Origin of the sequence: Streptomyces sp. 4F14, assembly GCF_048159485.1 — a bacterium.
Lineage (GTDB): Bacteria > Actinomycetota > Actinomycetes > Streptomycetales > Streptomycetaceae > Streptomyces.
The window spans coordinates 205,345-220,734 of record NZ_JBLRVY010000008.1; the positions used below are offsets into that span (position 1 = coordinate 205,345).

The window sequence follows — 15,390 nt, forward strand, 5'->3', positions numbered from 1 at the left end:
ATCGGGTGAGGGGGCGTCAGTCGAGGCTGAGGAGGCTGGCGGCGGTGAAGGGGCGCAGGTCGTCGTGGCGGCCACCCTGGACCTTGGCCGGCCAGTCGGGGTCGGACAGCAGGAGCCGGCCGAGGGCGACGAGGTCGAACTCCTCGCGTTCCAGGCGCTCCAGGAGGTCTCGCAGGGAGGCGTTGTCGGCGCCCTTGCCCTCGATGAGGGTGGTGAGGAACTCGCTGCCGGTCAGGCCCACCGAGCCGACGGCGATCGTGGGCAGGCCGGTGAGTTTGCGGACCCAGCCGGCGAGGCTCAGTTCGGAGCCGGTGGCGGGGAAGCCGGGCAGCCAGAACCGGCGGGTGGAGCAGTCCAGGGCGTCCACTCCGGCGCGCACGAGCGGGTCGAGCAGCTCGGCCAGCTCCTCGGGACCGGAGGTGAGCTGGGCGTCGAAGTCGTTGACCGTCCAGTGCGAGATCCGCAGGATGACGGGGAAGTCGGGTCCGACGGCGGCACGGCAGGCGGCCACGACCTCGGCGGCGAACCGGGTGCGGCGCGCGAGGTCGCCGCCGTAGGCGTCGGTGCGGGGGTTGGTCTCGGGACGCAGGAACTGGTCGATCAGGTAGCCGTGGCCGCCGTGCAGTTCGAGGCCGTCGAAGCCGAGGCGGCGGGCGTCGGCCGCGGCCCGGCCGAAGGCGGCGACGATCCCGGCGATCTCCGCCTCGGTGAGGGTGGCGGGGCCGACGGCGGGGACGTGCGGGTCGGGGACGTCGTCGCCCTTGCGTTCGAGTCCGGCGTGCCACAGCTGGGGGATGATCCGGCCGCCGGCCGCGTGGACCTCCTCGACGACCCGCGCCCAGCCCGCGAGGGCGTCCTCCCCGTGGAAGCGGGGCACGGTCGGGGTCGGCGCGGCGGCCGGGTGGCCGACGACGGTGCCCTCGGTGACGATCAGGCCCGCCCCTCCCCTGGCGCGGCGGGCGTAGTAGGCGGCGACGTCGGGTCCGGGCACCCCGCCGGGCGAGAAGTTGCGGGTCATCGGCGACATCACGATCCGGTTCGGCAGGTTCAGCGAGCCGATCGAGAAGGGCCGGAACAACGCGGAGGTCTCAGTCGTTTCGGGCATAAGGGTGCTCCTGGGGAGGGCGGTGGGGCGAGTGGGGTCAGGCGGCGGCGGTGGTCCGCGCGGTCTGCGCGTAGGCGAGGTCGACGGCGTGCGCGAGGCTCATGCGGGTCGGCAGGCCGAAGATGTCGACGATCGTCGCGAGGCGCTCCTCGATGGGCCCGCCGACGACGTGGTACGGGATCGCGAGCTCGTCCAGGGTCGTGCGCAGCAGCTCGTCGGACATGCGGCGGAAGCGCTCCGAGACGGGCCGGTGACCGTCCTCGACGAGGGCGAACTCGACGGGCAGGTGCACGAAGACGTCGTACGCGGTGCGTGCGTGCCGCTGGAACACGGCGCCCAGGGAGTCGACGACCTCCTCGTAGAAGTCGGGCGGCGTGTCGGTGGCGTCGTAGCCGTCGGTGGGGTGGATGCCGGCGCGGACGCGGACCTTGCCGTAGACCCACTCGTGCAGCGAGGAGCCGTCGGAGAGGAACCCTCCGGTGAGGCGGGACTCGTGGACGGCGCGTTCGGTGTAGCGCTGGATGCCGAGCTGGATCAGCTCCGGCGCCGAGCACTCCTCAAGGCGTTTGCCGGGCAGGGCGTCGGCGAGGATCTCGCGCATGGTGCGCGCGTGCGTGCGCGGGACGCCGGTGAGGTGGGCCAGGGCGATCGTGGTGGTGGTCTTGCCGGTGCAGTAGGTGCCGGAGACGGCGATCCTGCGGGCCCGTGCTGGAGAGGTCATCGCGTTCCTCGGTCGGGGAGTCGGTGGGTCACCGAGAAGGTGCCGGTGATGCCGTGGAAGCCGTAGGTCAGGTCGCAGACGCGCCAGCGGTCCTCGTCGATGTCGACGAGCCGGGTGTCCGCGACGCGCGCGTGCGCGGGGAAGGCGCGGTCCACGGCGCGCAGCGGCAGGTCGGTGGCGAGTTCGGCGCGACGCAGCCAGAGCGTGTCGCTGCCCCCGCGCGTGAGGCCGTCGAGTTCGTACATCAGGACCTGGGCGAGCTGGCCGATGACGGCGATCGCGTCGACCATCGAGGCGCTCGGCGCGTACGCGGCCTCCAGGCCGGTGCCGGCGCTCTCGCCGGGCGCGGGTGTGAGGGCGACCTCGGCGTCCGCCCGGCCCGCCGCCGCGTCGACGGCGAGGCGGGTGACGCGCTGTCCGCGCCGCCGGAACCGCTCCGCGCAGTACGGGCCGCCCGGCGTGCCCAGCGCCGTGTCGGCGTCCTCGTACAGCGCGCTGCGCGAGGGGCGGTAGCCGCCCTGGTCCTCGTGCTGGATCTCGCAGCGCACGTCCATCGAGCCGATCCCGACCCGCACGGCGGAGGTGCGCAGGCCGTCGGCGACGGCGACCGACTCGGCGGGGTCGGCCGTGCCGTGCACGGGGAGCCGGGCCAGGTCCTCCTGGGGGCGGTTGCCGGCCCGGATCACGATCCGGCGCAGCCACATCCGGGAGCGCGAGCCCGCGTCGAGGCCGTAGGCGTGGGTGAGGAGGAGTTCGGCCGTGCGGGCGGCCAGGACCAGGGCGTCGATGGTGCTGAGGTGCGGGACGAGCCCGCCGGTGCCCTTCGCGGACCAGTCGGCCGGGTAGCCGACCGACGCGGTCGCCGTCGCCTGCGTGACCTGCGGGCAGCCGGTCAGGTGGAGGGCCGTCAGCCGCTGGCGCACGCGCCGGAAGCCGCCGCCGAAGTAGCGGCCCTCGGCGGGGCCCAGGTAGTCCTCGACGTCCCCGAGGGCCAGTCGGCCGGCGGTCACCGGCGCCTGCCGGAGGCGAGGGCGGGGCGGTTGAGGTACGGGGCGGCCATCACCGCGAGGAACATCTCGTGCGCGGGCCGGAGTTCGGGCTCCGGAGGCGGCGGGGCGGGGAGGAGCGGTGGTGCCTCGGCGGGGGGCTGGGTGGGCATGGCTGGCTCCTGCGGGGGTGGAGTGGCGGGTGCGGGGCACCCGGCGTCAGGGCGCGGGCTTCGGTGCGGCGTCGGCCAGGAGGGCGGCGGCGATCCCCGCGTGGTCGGGGCCCCCGGGGTCGTCGAGGCGGGCGGTCAGGTCGCGCAGGCGGGCCTCGGCGGCGGTGCAGTGGACGTCCGTGAGGGCCTGGTCGCCGTCTCGCGCGGTGGCGGCCAGGACGGCGGCGGTGCCGAGGAGTTCGCGGGCGATCCGGCCGAGGAGGAGCAGGGGGTACTGGCGGGCGCGCGGATCGGGCGCGACGGCCTCGGCCACCGCGTCGGCCATGGCCGGGAAGCGGGCGATGCGGTCGGTGAGGACGGCGAGGTGGAGGCGGTTGCGGGGGGAGAGGTCTTCCTGCGCCGGGCCCTGGTGGGGGGCCTGCCGCGCCGTCCCGCGGGTCCGGTGCGCGAGCAGGGCGTTCGCGGCCTGGACGTCGGCCAGGAAGTCGACGCCGCCGGCGGTGCGCAGGACCCGGGCGTCGCGGTAGGCGCGTTCCACGGGCAGCGGGAGGGCGCCCCGGGCCCGCTTGGAGCGGGCGGTCTCCATGCCCTCGCCGCCCATCAGGGACAGGGTGCGGTCGGCGACGCGCGCGCAGGCGTCCGTGCAGATGTTGCGGGCGACATGGCGTTCGAACAGGCGGTCCTGCGGGGCGGGTCCGGCGAGGGCCCAGCGGATCACGCTCTCCATGAGCCGGACGTCGGCGGCGTTCTCCGCGAGGGTGCGGCGGGTCAGGTCGTACTCCCCCAGGGTGGCCCCGTCGATCCGGCGGCGCGCGGTGAACTCCACCGACCAGCGCAGGCAGTTGCGGGCGATGGCCAGCGCGGGGGCTGCCTGGATGAGCAGGCGCGCGGTCATCACCGCCGACGCGAACACCGGGGTGCGCCGGGGATCGCCCTCCGGGACGGTCACCAGCTGCGCGTCCGGGACGCGGACGCCGGTCAGGGTCAGCCGCCCGTTCGGCAGGCCCCGTACGCCGAGGTGCTCCAGCTCGTCCTCGACGCGGAAGCCGGGGTCGGAGGTGTCGACGACGGCGAGCCCCACGCGCGGGGCGTGCGCGTCGCCCCGGACCGTCACCGTGACGCCGAGGAGCGTCGCGACGGGGCCGTTGCTGATGAACAGCTTCTCCCCGTCCAGGACATAGCCGTCGCCGTCGAAGGCGGGCGTCGCCGTCACCGTCGGCCACTGGTTGCCCTGGCCCTCCGGGTCGGTGTCCGCCCAGCCCGAGACCATGCCGGCGGCGATGTGCCGGCGGATCAGGTCGCGCAGGGGCCCTTCCGGGAGGACCGGGAGGAGGGAGGCGCCGACACCGATGCCGTTGTGCACGCCCAGGAGGAAGCCGACGGCGGCGGAGCGGGTGGCGACGGCCTCGACGACACGGAACACGTCGTACGGGGCCAGCGCGAGCCCGCCCAGCTCCTCGTCGGCCCCCAGCGTGAACGCGCCCGCGTCGTGCAGCGACTTGAGGAACCCCTCGGGCAGTTCCCCGTCCCGCTCGACGGCTTCGAGGTCGACGTCCGTGTCGAGGAGGGTGAGCAGGCGCCTGACGGCGGCGTCGGCCCGGAGCTGTCCGGCGCGGTCGGGACGGGCCGGGGTGGTCCAGCCGGGCCAGTCGGGGCGGCCGTCGAGGAGGGAGGTGAGGAAGGTGGGGGCGGGCGCGGAGGTGCCGGCGGACGCAAGATCCTCAGCGGGCGCGGAGGGGCCGGCGGGCGCAAGATCCTCGGTGGGCGTGAAGCTGCCGGCGGCTGTCGCGCGCGTGCCCTCTTCGGCCGGCGTGTCCGTGGTCATCTACAGCCCCCGTACCTGTCCCGCGGCGCTCTCGTCCGACGCGCGGACCGTGTCGAGGAGGCCGTGCAGGCGCAGGCCGGTCTCGAAGTCGGGGACCGTGCGGGTGCCGGTGCGGATGTCGGCGGCGAGGGCGGTGTACAGCTCGGCGACGTTGCGTACGGCGGTGGCGGGGACGTCGACGGGCGCCGTGTGCGCCGGGGGTGTGTCGAGGTGGGTCCAGGCGGTGTCGGTCGCGGTCGCCTCGTACAGGTGGACGTCGCTGACCTGGATGCCGTGTCCGGCGGCGGGGCCCTCGGAGACGACGGCGAGACTCCCCCGGGTGCCGGAGAACTCCAGGCGGGTGCGCGCGTCGCCGCTCTTGCCGTCGTGGATGTGGACGCTGACGGGGACTCCGGTGCCGAGCAGGCCCTGCACCATGACGTGGTCGGGGCTGGTGACGCCGACGCTCTCGGCGGTGTCGGAGACGGTCAGCCGGGGCTGGCGTACGCACAGGTCGGCGGAGAGGCGGGTGACCGGTCCGGCGAGGAACTCCAGGAGGTCGAGGGTGTGGCCGCCGGCCACCTCCAGGGTGCCCGCGCCGTTGCGGCGGTCCAGGGTGTAGACGGCGTCGGAGGTGATCGTGCCGCCGACGCCCTTGGCGCGTGCCGCGTACACGTGGACGCCGGTGACGCGGCCGATCGCGCCGCCGGTGAGCAGGGAGCGGGCGTGGCGTACGGCGGGCGCGTGCCGTGCCTGGAGGCCGACCGCGTGGTGGACGCCGGCCTGCGCCGCCGCCTCCGCCATCACCTCCGCCTCCTTCGTGGTGCGGGCGAGCGGCCACTCGCAGTACACGTGCTTGCCCGCGTCCAGCGCCGGCAGGACGAGGTCGGCGTGGTCGGGGGTCTTCACGGCGACGACCACGAGGTCGACGTCGGGGTGGCCGCTGAGGCGGGCCGGGTCGGTGAACGCGTGGGCGGCGCCGCAGCGTTCGGCCGCGCGGCGGGCGCTGCCCGTGCGGGTCGTGGCCACGGCGGTGATCTCGAAGTCGGGCAGCGCGGTGAGGGCCGGCAGGTGGGACATCGTGGCCCAGCCCCGCTCGGGGGAGGCTCCGATGACGCCCACGCGGATCGGTTCGGTCATGGCTGCTTCCTGGGGACGAGGTGCGGACGGGGGGCGTGGCCCCGGGGCGGGGGCCAGGGGCGGGGGGACCCGTGGGGCCGCCCCGGTGCCGGTCGGGAGGGTGCGGGGGGTGCGTGGGGAACCGCGGGGGTGCGGGGCGCGGGCTCCGGAGGACGCCTACGGGTCCTGCAAGGCCGCGGCCCCCGCTCAGGCGAGGCCCGCGAGTTCCTCGGCGATGATCCGTACCGACTCGGTGATCTGCTCCTCCGTGTGCTCGGAGGTGATGAAGAAGCGCAGGCGCGCGAGGCGTTCCTCGACGGCCGGGTGGAGGATCGGGTTGGCGCTGATGCCGCGGGCGAAGAGGCGGTCGGCCAGCAGGAGGGCCTTGGTCGAGTCGCCGGTGATGGCCGGGACGATCGGCGTTCCGGAGCTGGTGCCGACGTCCACGCCCGCGTCGGCGGCGAGCTTGAGGAAGAGCGCCGCGTTGTCGTGGAGGCGGGTGACGCGCTCGGGCTCCCGGCGCATCACGCGCAGTGCGGTGAGCGCGGCGGCGGTGGACGCCGGCGGCAGGCCCGCGCTGAAGACGAACCCGGGGAGCGTGTACCGGAAGTGCTCGATGAGCTCGTGCCGGCCGGCGACGTAACCGCCGCAGCTCGCCAGGGACTTGGAGAGCGTGCCCATCCAGACGTCGACGTCGTCGGGGCTGACGCCGGAGTGCTGGGCCATGCCGCCGCCGGTCTTGCCCATGACGCCGATGCTGTGCGCCTCGTCGACCATGAGGAGCGCGTCGTGCTTCTGCTTGACGGCGACGAGGGCGGGCAGGTCGGCGGTGTCGCCGTCCATGCTGTAGACGCCTTCGACGACGATCAGGACGCGCCGGTAGTTGCCCCGGACGTGGCCGAGGATCCGGTCGAGGGCGACGAGGTCGTTGTGCGGGAACGGCTGGCGCGCGGCGCCGGACTGCCGGCAGCCCTGGATGATGCTGTCGTGCGCGAGGGCGTCGTGCAGGATCAGGTCCTCGGGGCCCATGAGGTGCCCGATGACGGTGACGTTGGTGGCGTGTCCGCTGACGAGGCTCAACGCGTCCTGTGCGCCGACGAGTTCGGCGAGCCCCTGGTCGAGTTCGTCGTGCAGCGGCCGGTTGCCGGACAGGATGCGCGCGGCGGAGACGGAGGAGCCGTAGCGGGCGACGGCCTCCTGGATGGCGTCGGCGACCTCGGGGTGCCCGGACAGGCCCAGGTAGTTGTAGCTGGAGAAGGAGATCAGCTCCTGGTCACCGACGCGGCTGGTGTCGCGGATGGTGCCCTCGTGGCGCAGGAAGTACGGGTTGACGGTCGCCGCCGCCTCCAGTCCGGCCTTGCGCTCCAGGGAGGCGCGGACCTCGGGGAAGAGCCGTACGTCGGCGGCCTCGCTGCGGTCCGGGGCGGCGACGGGCGCGGGCAGCGGGGCGGGCGCGGGCGCCGCCTTGGGGCTCGGGATGATCGTCCGCTGCACGGCCGGCGTACCGGTGCCGAGCCGGCTCTCCACCGTCCGCACCAGGTCGCCGACGGACGCGATCTCCATCATCTCGGCGGCCTTGACCTCCAGGTGCGGCCACTGCCTGCGCAGCCGTGTGGCGAGTTCGGCGAGCATGATCGAGTCGAAGCCGAGGTCGGTGGCGAAGACGTGCTCGGGGCGCAGGAAGTCCTGCGGGTAGGCGCTGACCTTGGTGATCGCGTCGACGACGATGCCGGAGACGTCCTCGGACACCGCGGCGGCGACCGGAGCGGGCGCGGGGGCCGCGGCGAGGACGGCGGCGGGCGCGGCCTCCTGGACGGGCGCGGGGGTCACCGGGACCGCCGGGAGGGGCAGGGTGCGCGCGGCTGCCGGGTCGAAGGACTGGAGCAGGGACACCTGGGCGTGCAGGAACTCGATGAGTCCGCTCATCCGAGGCTCTCCGTTCTGGTGGGGCGTGGCGGGGACGGGGGAAGGAATGAGCGTTCGCAGGGGCGCCTCGGCGATGTCGGTGCCGGCGGCCGCGTCGACGCCGACGACACGGCCGGCGACGGCGGGCCGGGCCTCGCGCCGAGGCCGACCGGCACCGGTCCGGACGGTGTACACGTCGGTCGCGAGCGGCGACGGCGGCAGCGACAGCAGCCGCGTACCGGGCCCGGCGAACAGGGGTGCCGTGTTCACCGGCGCCCCCGCGACGGCGAGCCGACCGAGCGCGGTGAGCAGCGCGCGCCCGTCGTCGGCGCGGGACACGGTGAGCGGCACGAGGCCGAGTCCGGCGCCCGCCTGCGTACGGCGGGCCATCCGCAGCAGCGTGTCGCCGCCGTAGACCTGGACGAGGAAGGCGGCCCCGGAGTCGGCGACGGTGCGGACGGCGTCGGTGAAGCGGACCGGCGCGGTGTTGTGGCGGGCCCACAACTCCTTGATGTCGCCCGGGTGTTCGGCGCGGGCGCCGGAGACGCCGGAGACGAAGGGGCGGGCGGGGCCGGTGAGCGGGAGGGCGGCGATGGTGTCGGCCATGACCTCGTCGGCGGCGGCGACGAGCGGGGAGTGGAAGGCGTGCGAGACGCGCAGGCGGACGGCGGCGGTGCCGTTCGCCGCGCAGTGTTCGCGCAGGGCGTCGGCGGCCTCGGCGCTGCCGCTGAAGACGACCTGGCCCTCGTGGTTGTAGCAGGCGGGCCAGACGCCCTCGACGGCTTCGGCGAGGCGTTCGGCGTCGGCGGTGGGGGCCTGGACGGCGAGCATGGCGCCGGTGCCGGAGGGGACGGCGGCGGCGAGGGCGGCGCCGCGGACGGCCATGAACCTGACGGCGTCCTCCGGCGCGAAGGCGCCCGCGGCGACGGCGGCCGGGAACTCGCCGACGCTGTGGCCCACCGCGAGGTCGGGTTCGATGCCGCAGGCGGCGAGGAGTTCGATCGTGGTGACGCCGGTGATGCCGAGGCCGGGCTGGCACAGGTCGGTGACCGTGAGGGCGGCCTGGGCCTCCGTGTCGTCCTCACCGTGGGCCTCCCACAGGAGGCCGGGCAGGAACTCGGCGACGGTCGGGGCGTCCTCGGCGGTGGCCGCCGCGAGTTCGGCGGCCCGGGCGGCGACGGAGGGGAAGCGGCGGGCGAGGTCGGCGAGCATGCCGGGGCGCTGGGAGCCCTGGCCGGGGAAGGCGAACGCGATCCGGCGCTCCTCGGCGGGCAGCGGCTTCGCCGAGGCGTGGACGCCGGGGGCGAGTTCGCCGAGGGCGCCGTCCGCGAGGCGGCTCGCCGCGCCCTGGAGCTTGTCGAGGAGTTCCTCGCGGGTGGCGGCGACGAACGACAGGCGGGCGGTGAGGAGTTCCCGTGTCGCGAGGGTGCGGGCGACCTCCTCGGGGGTGGCGGACGGGTCGCGGCCGAGGGAGTCGTGCAGGGCGTCGGCGTACTGGGCGAGGGCCTTGGTGCTGCCGGCGGAGAGCAGGAACAGCCAGGGCTCGTCCTGGCGTTCGTCGCGGGGTTCGGCGGTCTGCGGGGCGCTCTCCAGGACGGCGTGCACGTTGGTGCCGCCGAACCCGAAGGAGCTGACGCCGGCCCGGCGGACGCCGTCGTGCGGCCACTCCTTCGCGGTGACCGTCAGGCTGAGCCCGGCCTGTTCGATGGGGATGTCGGCGTTGACCCGGATCTCCGCCGGCTGCGGGGGCACGACGCCGTGGTGGACGGCGAGGGCCGCCTTGACGAGGCCGGCCGCGCCCGCGGCGGAGAGGCTGTGGCCGATGAGGGCCTTCGAGGAGCCGAGGTAGCAGGGCCGGTCGGCGCCCTCCTCCGCGCGCAGCATGCCGATCGCCTCGACCTCGGTGCGGTCGCCGACGGGCGTGCCGGTGCCGTGGGCCTCCAGCAGGTCGACGTCGCCGATGCCGATCCCGGCGTCCTTGTAGGCGGCGCGCAGGGCCGCCAGCTGTCCTTGGGCCTGCGGGGTCATGGGGCCTCCGCCGCGCCCGTCGTTGGCGGAGCCGACGCCGGTGATGACGGCGTAGATGCGGTCGCCGGCCGCGACAGCGTCCTCGACGGGGCGCAGGACGAGGGTGGCGCCGCCCTCGCCGAGGACGAATCCGTCGGCGCGTTCGTCGAAGGGGCGGCAGTGTCCCGCGCGGGAGACGGCGCCGGCCCGTGCGAAGCCGACCAGGGGCGTCGGGCTGAAGCTCAGGTAGACGCCGCCGACGAGGGCGATGTCACAGGCGCCCGTGGACAGGCTCTTGACCGCCGTGTCGAGGGCGACGAGGGCCGAGGAGCACGCCGCGTCCAGGGACATCGACGGGCCGCCGAGGTCGAGGACCTCGCTGACCGTGCACGGGACCATGTTCGCGAGGCAGCCCGGGATCGTGAACGGGTTCATCGGCATCAGCGAGGAGCCCATCGCCTCGTGGAGGCGGTCCATCAGGTCCGGGTCGCCCTCGCCGTTGTGCAGGGAGCCGTCCGCGAAGAGGCTCGCGGTGATCCGGGAGACGCTGATGTCCCGGTGGTCGAGCGAGGTGACGCCGCAGAACACGCCGGTGCGCGACCTGTCGAAGCCGTCCTGCTCCCAGCCGGTGTCCTGGAGCGCCTCCCGCGAGAGGTCGACGAACAGTTTCGCCTGCGGGTCCATCACTCTCGCCCGGCGCGGCGGGATCCCGTAGTGCGCGGGGGCGAAGTGGTCCACCTCGTCCAGGAACGCGACCTGGTCCGTGTACACGGAGTGCGGATCTCGGAAATCGCCCGGGCGGTGATACACGGAGTGGTCCCAGCGAGATGCCGGAACAGCCGCGAACTGTGGTTCCGCTTTCACCAGGATCTGCCAGAACTCGTCGATATTGGCGGCTCCGGGGAATCGGCACGACATGCCGACGACAGCCATTCCAGCCATTGACCGGTACCTCGATCCAACGTCGATTCTGCAAAGGACTCGGCTGTCGACGCCGAATGTCGCGGGGGCATGCCCCGGCCCGCTTCTGGGGAAATACGGGAAAACATCGGAAGACACCTCAGGGAACACCGGGATTTACGCGCCCCGGTCTCCCGACGTCGACACGCAGAGCTTGCATGCGACCCTGGAGCGCACACAACCCGCCTTCTCATCGAGCGGAAAAGATATCTGCGCGGGGCTCCGAAAGAGGGCCGGGGCGGACGGAAAACTGCTTCCCGTGTGAAGGAAACAGCGGAGGGCGGCCCCGCACCCGGGACCGCCCTCGCCGACGCGCGACCGCCGCCGCTACCCCTGTGCCGACAGCCCCACCTGCCGCGCGAGCGCCCCCGCCCCCTGGGTGAACAGCGCCTCCCGGTCCTCGATCACCCGGTTGAACTGCCCGAGCACCTCGAAGCTGATGAGCCCGAAGAGCTGGGCCCACGCGGCCGCCGCCGAGGTGACCACGCAGGCGGGGAGGGAGCGTTCGGCGAGGAGGGGAAGGACGTCGGCGCCGAGGACGGCCTCGGCGTCGGCGGCGCCCTCGGGGACGGCCAGGGCCCCCGCGGCGTGCGCCTTCTCCAGGACGTCCAGCAGGACCAGGGCCACCCGTGAGGCGGGCGCGACCGTGTCCTGGGGGGCGTCGTACCCGGGCACGGGCGAGCCGTAGAGGAGGGCGTACTCGTGGGGGTGGGCGAGGGCCCAGGCGCGGACGGCCTCGCAGGTGGCGTGCCAGGCGCCCCACGGGGTGGCGTCCGCGGCCTTCGCGTACGCGGACTCCGCGGCGCTCCCGATCGCGTTGTACGCGTCCACGATCAGTTCCGTGAGCAGGTCGTCGCGGCTCGGGAAGTAGCGGTAGAGGGCCGACGAGACCATCCCCAGCTCGCGCGCGACGGCGCGCAGGGAGAGCCGGCCGGGCCCTTCCGTGGCGAGGTGCGCGCGGGCCTGTTCCTTGATGGCCAGGGCGACTTCCGCGCGGGCCCGCTCCTTGGCTCCTTGGATCACGTCCATACCGAGCAGTCTGCCATCCCGCAAAGCACTGACCAAGAGTGAGAGCAGCGCTCTTGCTTCGAGGCGGTGCTCACTGCAACACTGCTCCAGGAAGAGAGCAGCGCTCCAAAACGGGAGCGCCTCCCCGCATACCCGTATCCGGGCCACGCAGCGGAACGTTCTTGCAGGTCAGCCGCGCGTACCCGCTCCCCCCACCCCTTCCAGGCCGTAGCCGCAGAGGAAGAAAGGACCCACGTGATGGTCACCTCGGTGCCATCCGGGAACGACAGGACGAACCGCCGCGGTCCGTGGTTCACCCTTCTCGCCGGAATGCTTTTCCTGCTCATCACCGCCGCCGCGAGCGCCGGTGTGTTGGACAACCTCAAGTCGGGCGGCTTCGACGACCCCGGCTCGGACTCGGTGGCCGCCGCCGAGGCACTGGAGCGCTCCTTCCCGGACAGCCAGCCCAACCTGGTCGTCCTGGTCAGGGACGCGAAGGGGGGCGTCGACTCGGCCGCCGCCCGCGCGAAGGCCGGTGAGATCGCCACGAAGGTCAAGGGGACGGACGGCGCGCGCGTCGTCGCCTCCTACTGGACGACCGGCGACTCGTCCCTGCGCGCGGACGACGCGGGTCTGGTCCTCGTCCGCGTGGACGGCGACGAGAACGAGTCGATCCGTACCGCGAAGGAGCTGCACGAGGAGCTCTCGGACCCGAAGGGCGCGGTCGCGGTCTCCTTCGGCGGTATCACCGCGATCAACAACGACATGAACAACCAGGTGGAGAAGGACATCATCGCGGCGGAGACCATCGCGATCCCGATCACCCTGCTGCTGCTCGTCTTCGTCTTCCGGGGCCTGGTCGCGGCGCTGCTGCCGATGCTGCTGTCGGTCCTGACGATCGTCGGCGCGCTGGCGGCGGTGAACATCGGCGCCCAGTTCACCTCGGTCTCGGTGTTCGCCGTCAACCTGATCACGGCGCTGGGGCTCGGCCTCTCGGTCGACTACAGCCTCCTGATCGTCACCCGCTACCGCGAGGAGCGCGCGGCGGGCCGCACCAACGCCGAGGCCCTGCGGATCACCCGCGCGACGGCGGGCCGTACGGTCGCGGTCAGCGGCGGCGTGGTCGGCGCGGCGCTGGCCACCCTGTTCGTCTTCGACCAGTACTTCCTGCGCTCGTTCGCGCTGGCCGGCATCGCGGTGGTGCTGTTCGCGGTGCTGGGTTCGCTGTACGTCCTGCCCGCGACGCTCGTCCTGCTGGGCGACCGCATCGACAAGCTGGCGTTCAAGCGCAGCCGCCCCCGCCCCCAGCGGGAGCCGGCCGAGACCTTCTGGGGCCGGATGGCGGGCCTCGCCTTCAAGCGCCCGGCGCTGCTGGCCACCCCGGTCATCGCGCTGCTGCTGCTCATGGCGGTGCCGTTCACGAACGCCCAGTTCGGCGTCCCGGACGAGCGCGTCCTGCCGGCGGCGGCCGAGAGCCGCGTGGTCACCGAGGCCGTCCGGGACGACTTCGGCGCGGGCGACGACCGCGCGCTGAACGTCGTGTCGGAGAACTGGACGGGTACCGAGGCCCAACTTCAGCAGTACTCCGCCGAGTTGTCGAAGGTCCCTGGTGTGACGCAGGTGATCGGGGCGGCCGGGGTCTACAAGGGCGGGGCCCGCGTGACCGTGCTGCCGGCCGCCGCTGCCGCCGGGTACCAGAAGGGCGACGCCGTACGCATCCAGGTGCAGTCGGACGTCGTGCCGTACTCGGAGAAGGGCGGTGACCTGGCGCGCGAGGTGCGGGCGGTCGATCCCGAGGGCGGGAAGGTGCTGGTCGGCGGTCAGGCGGCGCAGCTCGTCGACATCACGCACTCCATCGCGGGCAAGCTGCCGCTGGCGATCGTCCTGATCAGCGTCTTCAGCCTGCTGTTCCTGTTCCTGCTGACGGGCAGCGTGCTGATGCCCGTCAAGGCGCTGGTGTTCAACACGCTCAGCCTGGTCGGGATCCTGGGCGTCGCCGTCTGGATCTTCCAGGACGGCCACCTGTCGGGCGCCCTCGACTTCACGGCCTCGCCGCTGGCGGTGTCGATGCCGGTGCTGATGTTCTGCATCGCCTTCGGCCTGTCGATGGACTACGAGGTGTTCCTGGTCGCCCGCATCAAGGAGCGCTACGACCGCACCGGCCAGTTGGAGGGTTCCGTACGCGAGGGCCTGGGCGCGAGCGGGCCGGTGATCACCGCCGCGGCGGCCATCCTCGCCGTGTCCTTCTTCGCGATGCTGACCTCGGGCGTGTCCCTGATCAAGATGTACGGCCTGGCGACGGGCCTCGCGATCGTGGTCGACGCGTTCCTGGTGCGCGGGGTGCTGGTCCCCGCCTTCATGCGGGCGGCCGGTGACTACAACTGGTGGGCCCCGGCGCCCCTCAAGGCCGTCCACCGGCGCTTCGGCATCAAGGAGTCGCTGGAAGAGGAGCCGGCCCAGGACGCCGCCCCCGCCGCCACCCCCGAACCCGAGCCGACGGGATCCGCGCGATGACCGACACCCTGCCCCAGCTGCACAACGCCGCCGCGGCCGCCGCACGCGCCGCCAACGCCCACAACACCCAGCCCTGGGACCTGCGCCACCGGGGCGACCACATCGAGGTCGGCTGGGACCCGCGCTACGCGCTCGGCCCGAGCGACCCGTCCCTGCGCGACCTCAGGCTCTCCCTCGGCACGTACATCGAGACGTTCCTGATCTGCGCGAACACCGAGGGTACGGCGGTGCGTTTCGAGCCCGACTTCGACGCGGCGGCGACCCGTGTGGGCCGGATCGTGCCCGCCGACCGCGCCGTGCCGGACGTCGAGCGGGCGGCCGGCGTGGAGCGCCGGCGTGTGTGGCGCGGCCCCTGGAAGCCCGACCGGGTCGCCCCGGAGCTGCTGGAACAGGCCCAGCTCAGCGCGCGCGAGGCCGGTTTCCGGATCGCCGTGGTGCCGACGGCGACCGCGCGCCCGCTGCTGATCCGGGCGTACCACTGGTTCTTCGGCCACGAGGGCATCGCGGCGGAGCTGCTCGCCTGGACCCGTCTCTCCCCGAAGCACCCGGCGTACGCCCAGGACGGGCTGAACGACGTGATGCTCGTCCTCAGCAAGGCGGAGCGCTCGGCGATGGGCGTCCTGTTCTCCCGCCCCGTCTACCGCGCCCTGCGCCCGCTGGGCCTGGTCAGGCTGCTGACGGCGCTGTCGTCGAGCGCCACGAGCGGCGACGGCGACGTCCTGGTCATCATGGGCCGGGACGCGGGCCCCGCGGACGAGGTCGAGGCGGGCCGGCTGGTGACCCGGCTGTGGCTGGACCTGTTCCGGCAGGGTGTGTACGTCCATCCGCAGAGCCATGTCATCGACTGTCCCGGCACGCACGACGACCTGGCGCGGCTGTGCGCGGCCGAGCCGGGTGAACGTCCGCTGGTGTTCTTCCGGGTCGGGCATCCGGCGAGCGATCCGGCGCTGCGGCCCCGGCATCCCCGGCGCTGAGCGGCCCCTCTGGAAGGGGGCGGGTTGCTCCTGCCCCCTTTCGCACCTTCTGTTCATGATCACGACACCGACGGCGACCTTGTACCAATTCACCGCCGTGCGGTAATTCAATGA

At 73.7% G+C, this 15,390-nt stretch carries 10 protein-coding genes; 2 read left to right on the forward strand and 8 right to left on the reverse strand.

From position 1 onward, the window contains the following. Positions 1-16 precede the first annotated feature (16 nt). The 8 genes from ACLZOT_RS16260 to ACLZOT_RS16295 form a co-directional block, all read right to left on the reverse strand. Positions 17-1,105 (reverse strand): NADH:flavin oxidoreductase, encoded by a 1,089-nt coding sequence (locus ACLZOT_RS16260; RefSeq protein WP_416969610.1) that lies wholly within the window; start codon positions 1,103-1,105, stop codon positions 17-19. 37 nt (positions 1,106-1,142) lie between these two features. Next, the gene (locus tag ACLZOT_RS16265; protein WP_416969611.1) at positions 1,143-1,826 is read right to left on the reverse strand and encodes an AAA family ATPase; all 684 of its coding nucleotides are present in this window, start codon (positions 1,824-1,826) and stop codon (positions 1,143-1,145) included. Next, entirely contained in the window at positions 1,823-2,836 is a 1,014-nt protein-coding gene (locus ACLZOT_RS16270; protein WP_416969612.1) for an AvrD family protein, read from the reverse strand. The genes ACLZOT_RS16265 and ACLZOT_RS16270 overlap by 4 nt, the downstream gene beginning before the upstream one ends. Then, positions 2,833-2,985: a hypothetical protein gene (locus tag ACLZOT_RS16275; protein WP_416969613.1), complete on the reverse strand. Its 153-nt coding sequence runs from the start codon at positions 2,983-2,985 to the stop codon at positions 2,833-2,835. Before ACLZOT_RS16275 ends, ACLZOT_RS16270 begins: the two co-directional genes overlap by 4 nt. Positions 2,986-3,031: 46 nt before the next feature. Beyond that, positions 3,032-4,810, reverse strand: coding sequence for an acyl-CoA dehydrogenase family protein (locus tag ACLZOT_RS16280; protein WP_416969614.1), 1,779 nt, complete (start codon positions 4,808-4,810; stop codon positions 3,032-3,034). After that, positions 4,811-5,929 (reverse strand): Gfo/Idh/MocA family protein, encoded by a 1,119-nt coding sequence (locus tag ACLZOT_RS16285; protein WP_416969615.1) that lies wholly within the window; start codon positions 5,927-5,929, stop codon positions 4,811-4,813. Between the two features lie 186 nt (positions 5,930-6,115). Further along, complete coding sequence (locus ACLZOT_RS16290; protein ID WP_416969616.1) at positions 6,116-10,762, reverse strand: aminotransferase class I/II-fold pyridoxal phosphate-dependent enzyme; 4,647 nt, start codon at positions 10,760-10,762, stop codon at positions 6,116-6,118. Positions 10,763-11,107: 345 nt separating this feature from the next. After that, positions 11,108-11,809, reverse strand: a complete 702-nt coding sequence (locus tag ACLZOT_RS16295) for a TetR/AcrR family transcriptional regulator (protein ID WP_416969617.1) — start codon at positions 11,807-11,809, stop codon at positions 11,108-11,110. Between the two features lie 309 nt (positions 11,810-12,118). Between ACLZOT_RS16295 and ACLZOT_RS16300 the strand changes: the two genes are divergently transcribed. Both ACLZOT_RS16300 and ACLZOT_RS16305 read left to right on the forward strand, forming a co-directional pair. Further along, entirely contained in the window at positions 12,119-14,302 is a 2,184-nt protein-coding gene (locus ACLZOT_RS16300; protein WP_416969618.1) for an MMPL family transporter, read from the forward strand. Then, positions 14,299-15,276, forward strand: a complete 978-nt coding sequence (locus tag ACLZOT_RS16305; protein WP_416969619.1) for a hypothetical protein — start codon at positions 14,299-14,301, stop codon at positions 15,274-15,276. Before ACLZOT_RS16300 ends, ACLZOT_RS16305 begins: the two co-directional genes overlap by 4 nt. Positions 15,277-15,390 lie beyond the last annotated feature (114 nt).

Excerpts from the sequence above, each read along its gene's own strand:
- ACLZOT_RS16260 (WP_416969610.1), bottom strand. The coding sequence starts at position 1,105 with ATGCCCGAAACGACTGAGACCTCCGCGTTGTTCCGGCCCTTCTCGATC.
- ACLZOT_RS16265 (WP_416969611.1), bottom strand. The coding sequence starts at position 1,826 with ATGACCTCTCCAGCACGGGCCCGCAGGATCGCCGTCTCCGGCACCTAC.
- ACLZOT_RS16275 (WP_416969613.1), bottom strand. The coding sequence starts at position 2,985 with ATGCCCACCCAGCCCCCCGCCGAGGCACCACCGCTCCTCCCCGCCCCG.
- ACLZOT_RS16280 (WP_416969614.1), bottom strand. The coding sequence starts at position 4,810 with ATGACCACGGACACGCCGGCCGAAGAGGGCACGCGCGCGACAGCCGCC.
- ACLZOT_RS16285 (WP_416969615.1), bottom strand. The coding sequence starts at position 5,929 with ATGACCGAACCGATCCGCGTGGGCGTCATCGGAGCCTCCCCCGAGCGG.
- ACLZOT_RS16290 (WP_416969616.1), bottom strand. The coding sequence starts at position 10,762 with ATGGCTGGAATGGCTGTCGTCGGCATGTCGTGCCGATTCCCCGGAGCC.
- ACLZOT_RS16295 (WP_416969617.1), bottom strand. The coding sequence starts at position 11,809 with ATGGACGTGATCCAAGGAGCCAAGGAGCGGGCCCGCGCGGAAGTCGCC.
- ACLZOT_RS16300 (WP_416969618.1), top strand. The coding sequence starts at position 12,119 with ATGCTTTTCCTGCTCATCACCGCCGCCGCGAGCGCCGGTGTGTTGGAC.
- ACLZOT_RS16305 (WP_416969619.1), top strand. The coding sequence starts at position 14,299 with ATGACCGACACCCTGCCCCAGCTGCACAACGCCGCCGCGGCCGCCGCA.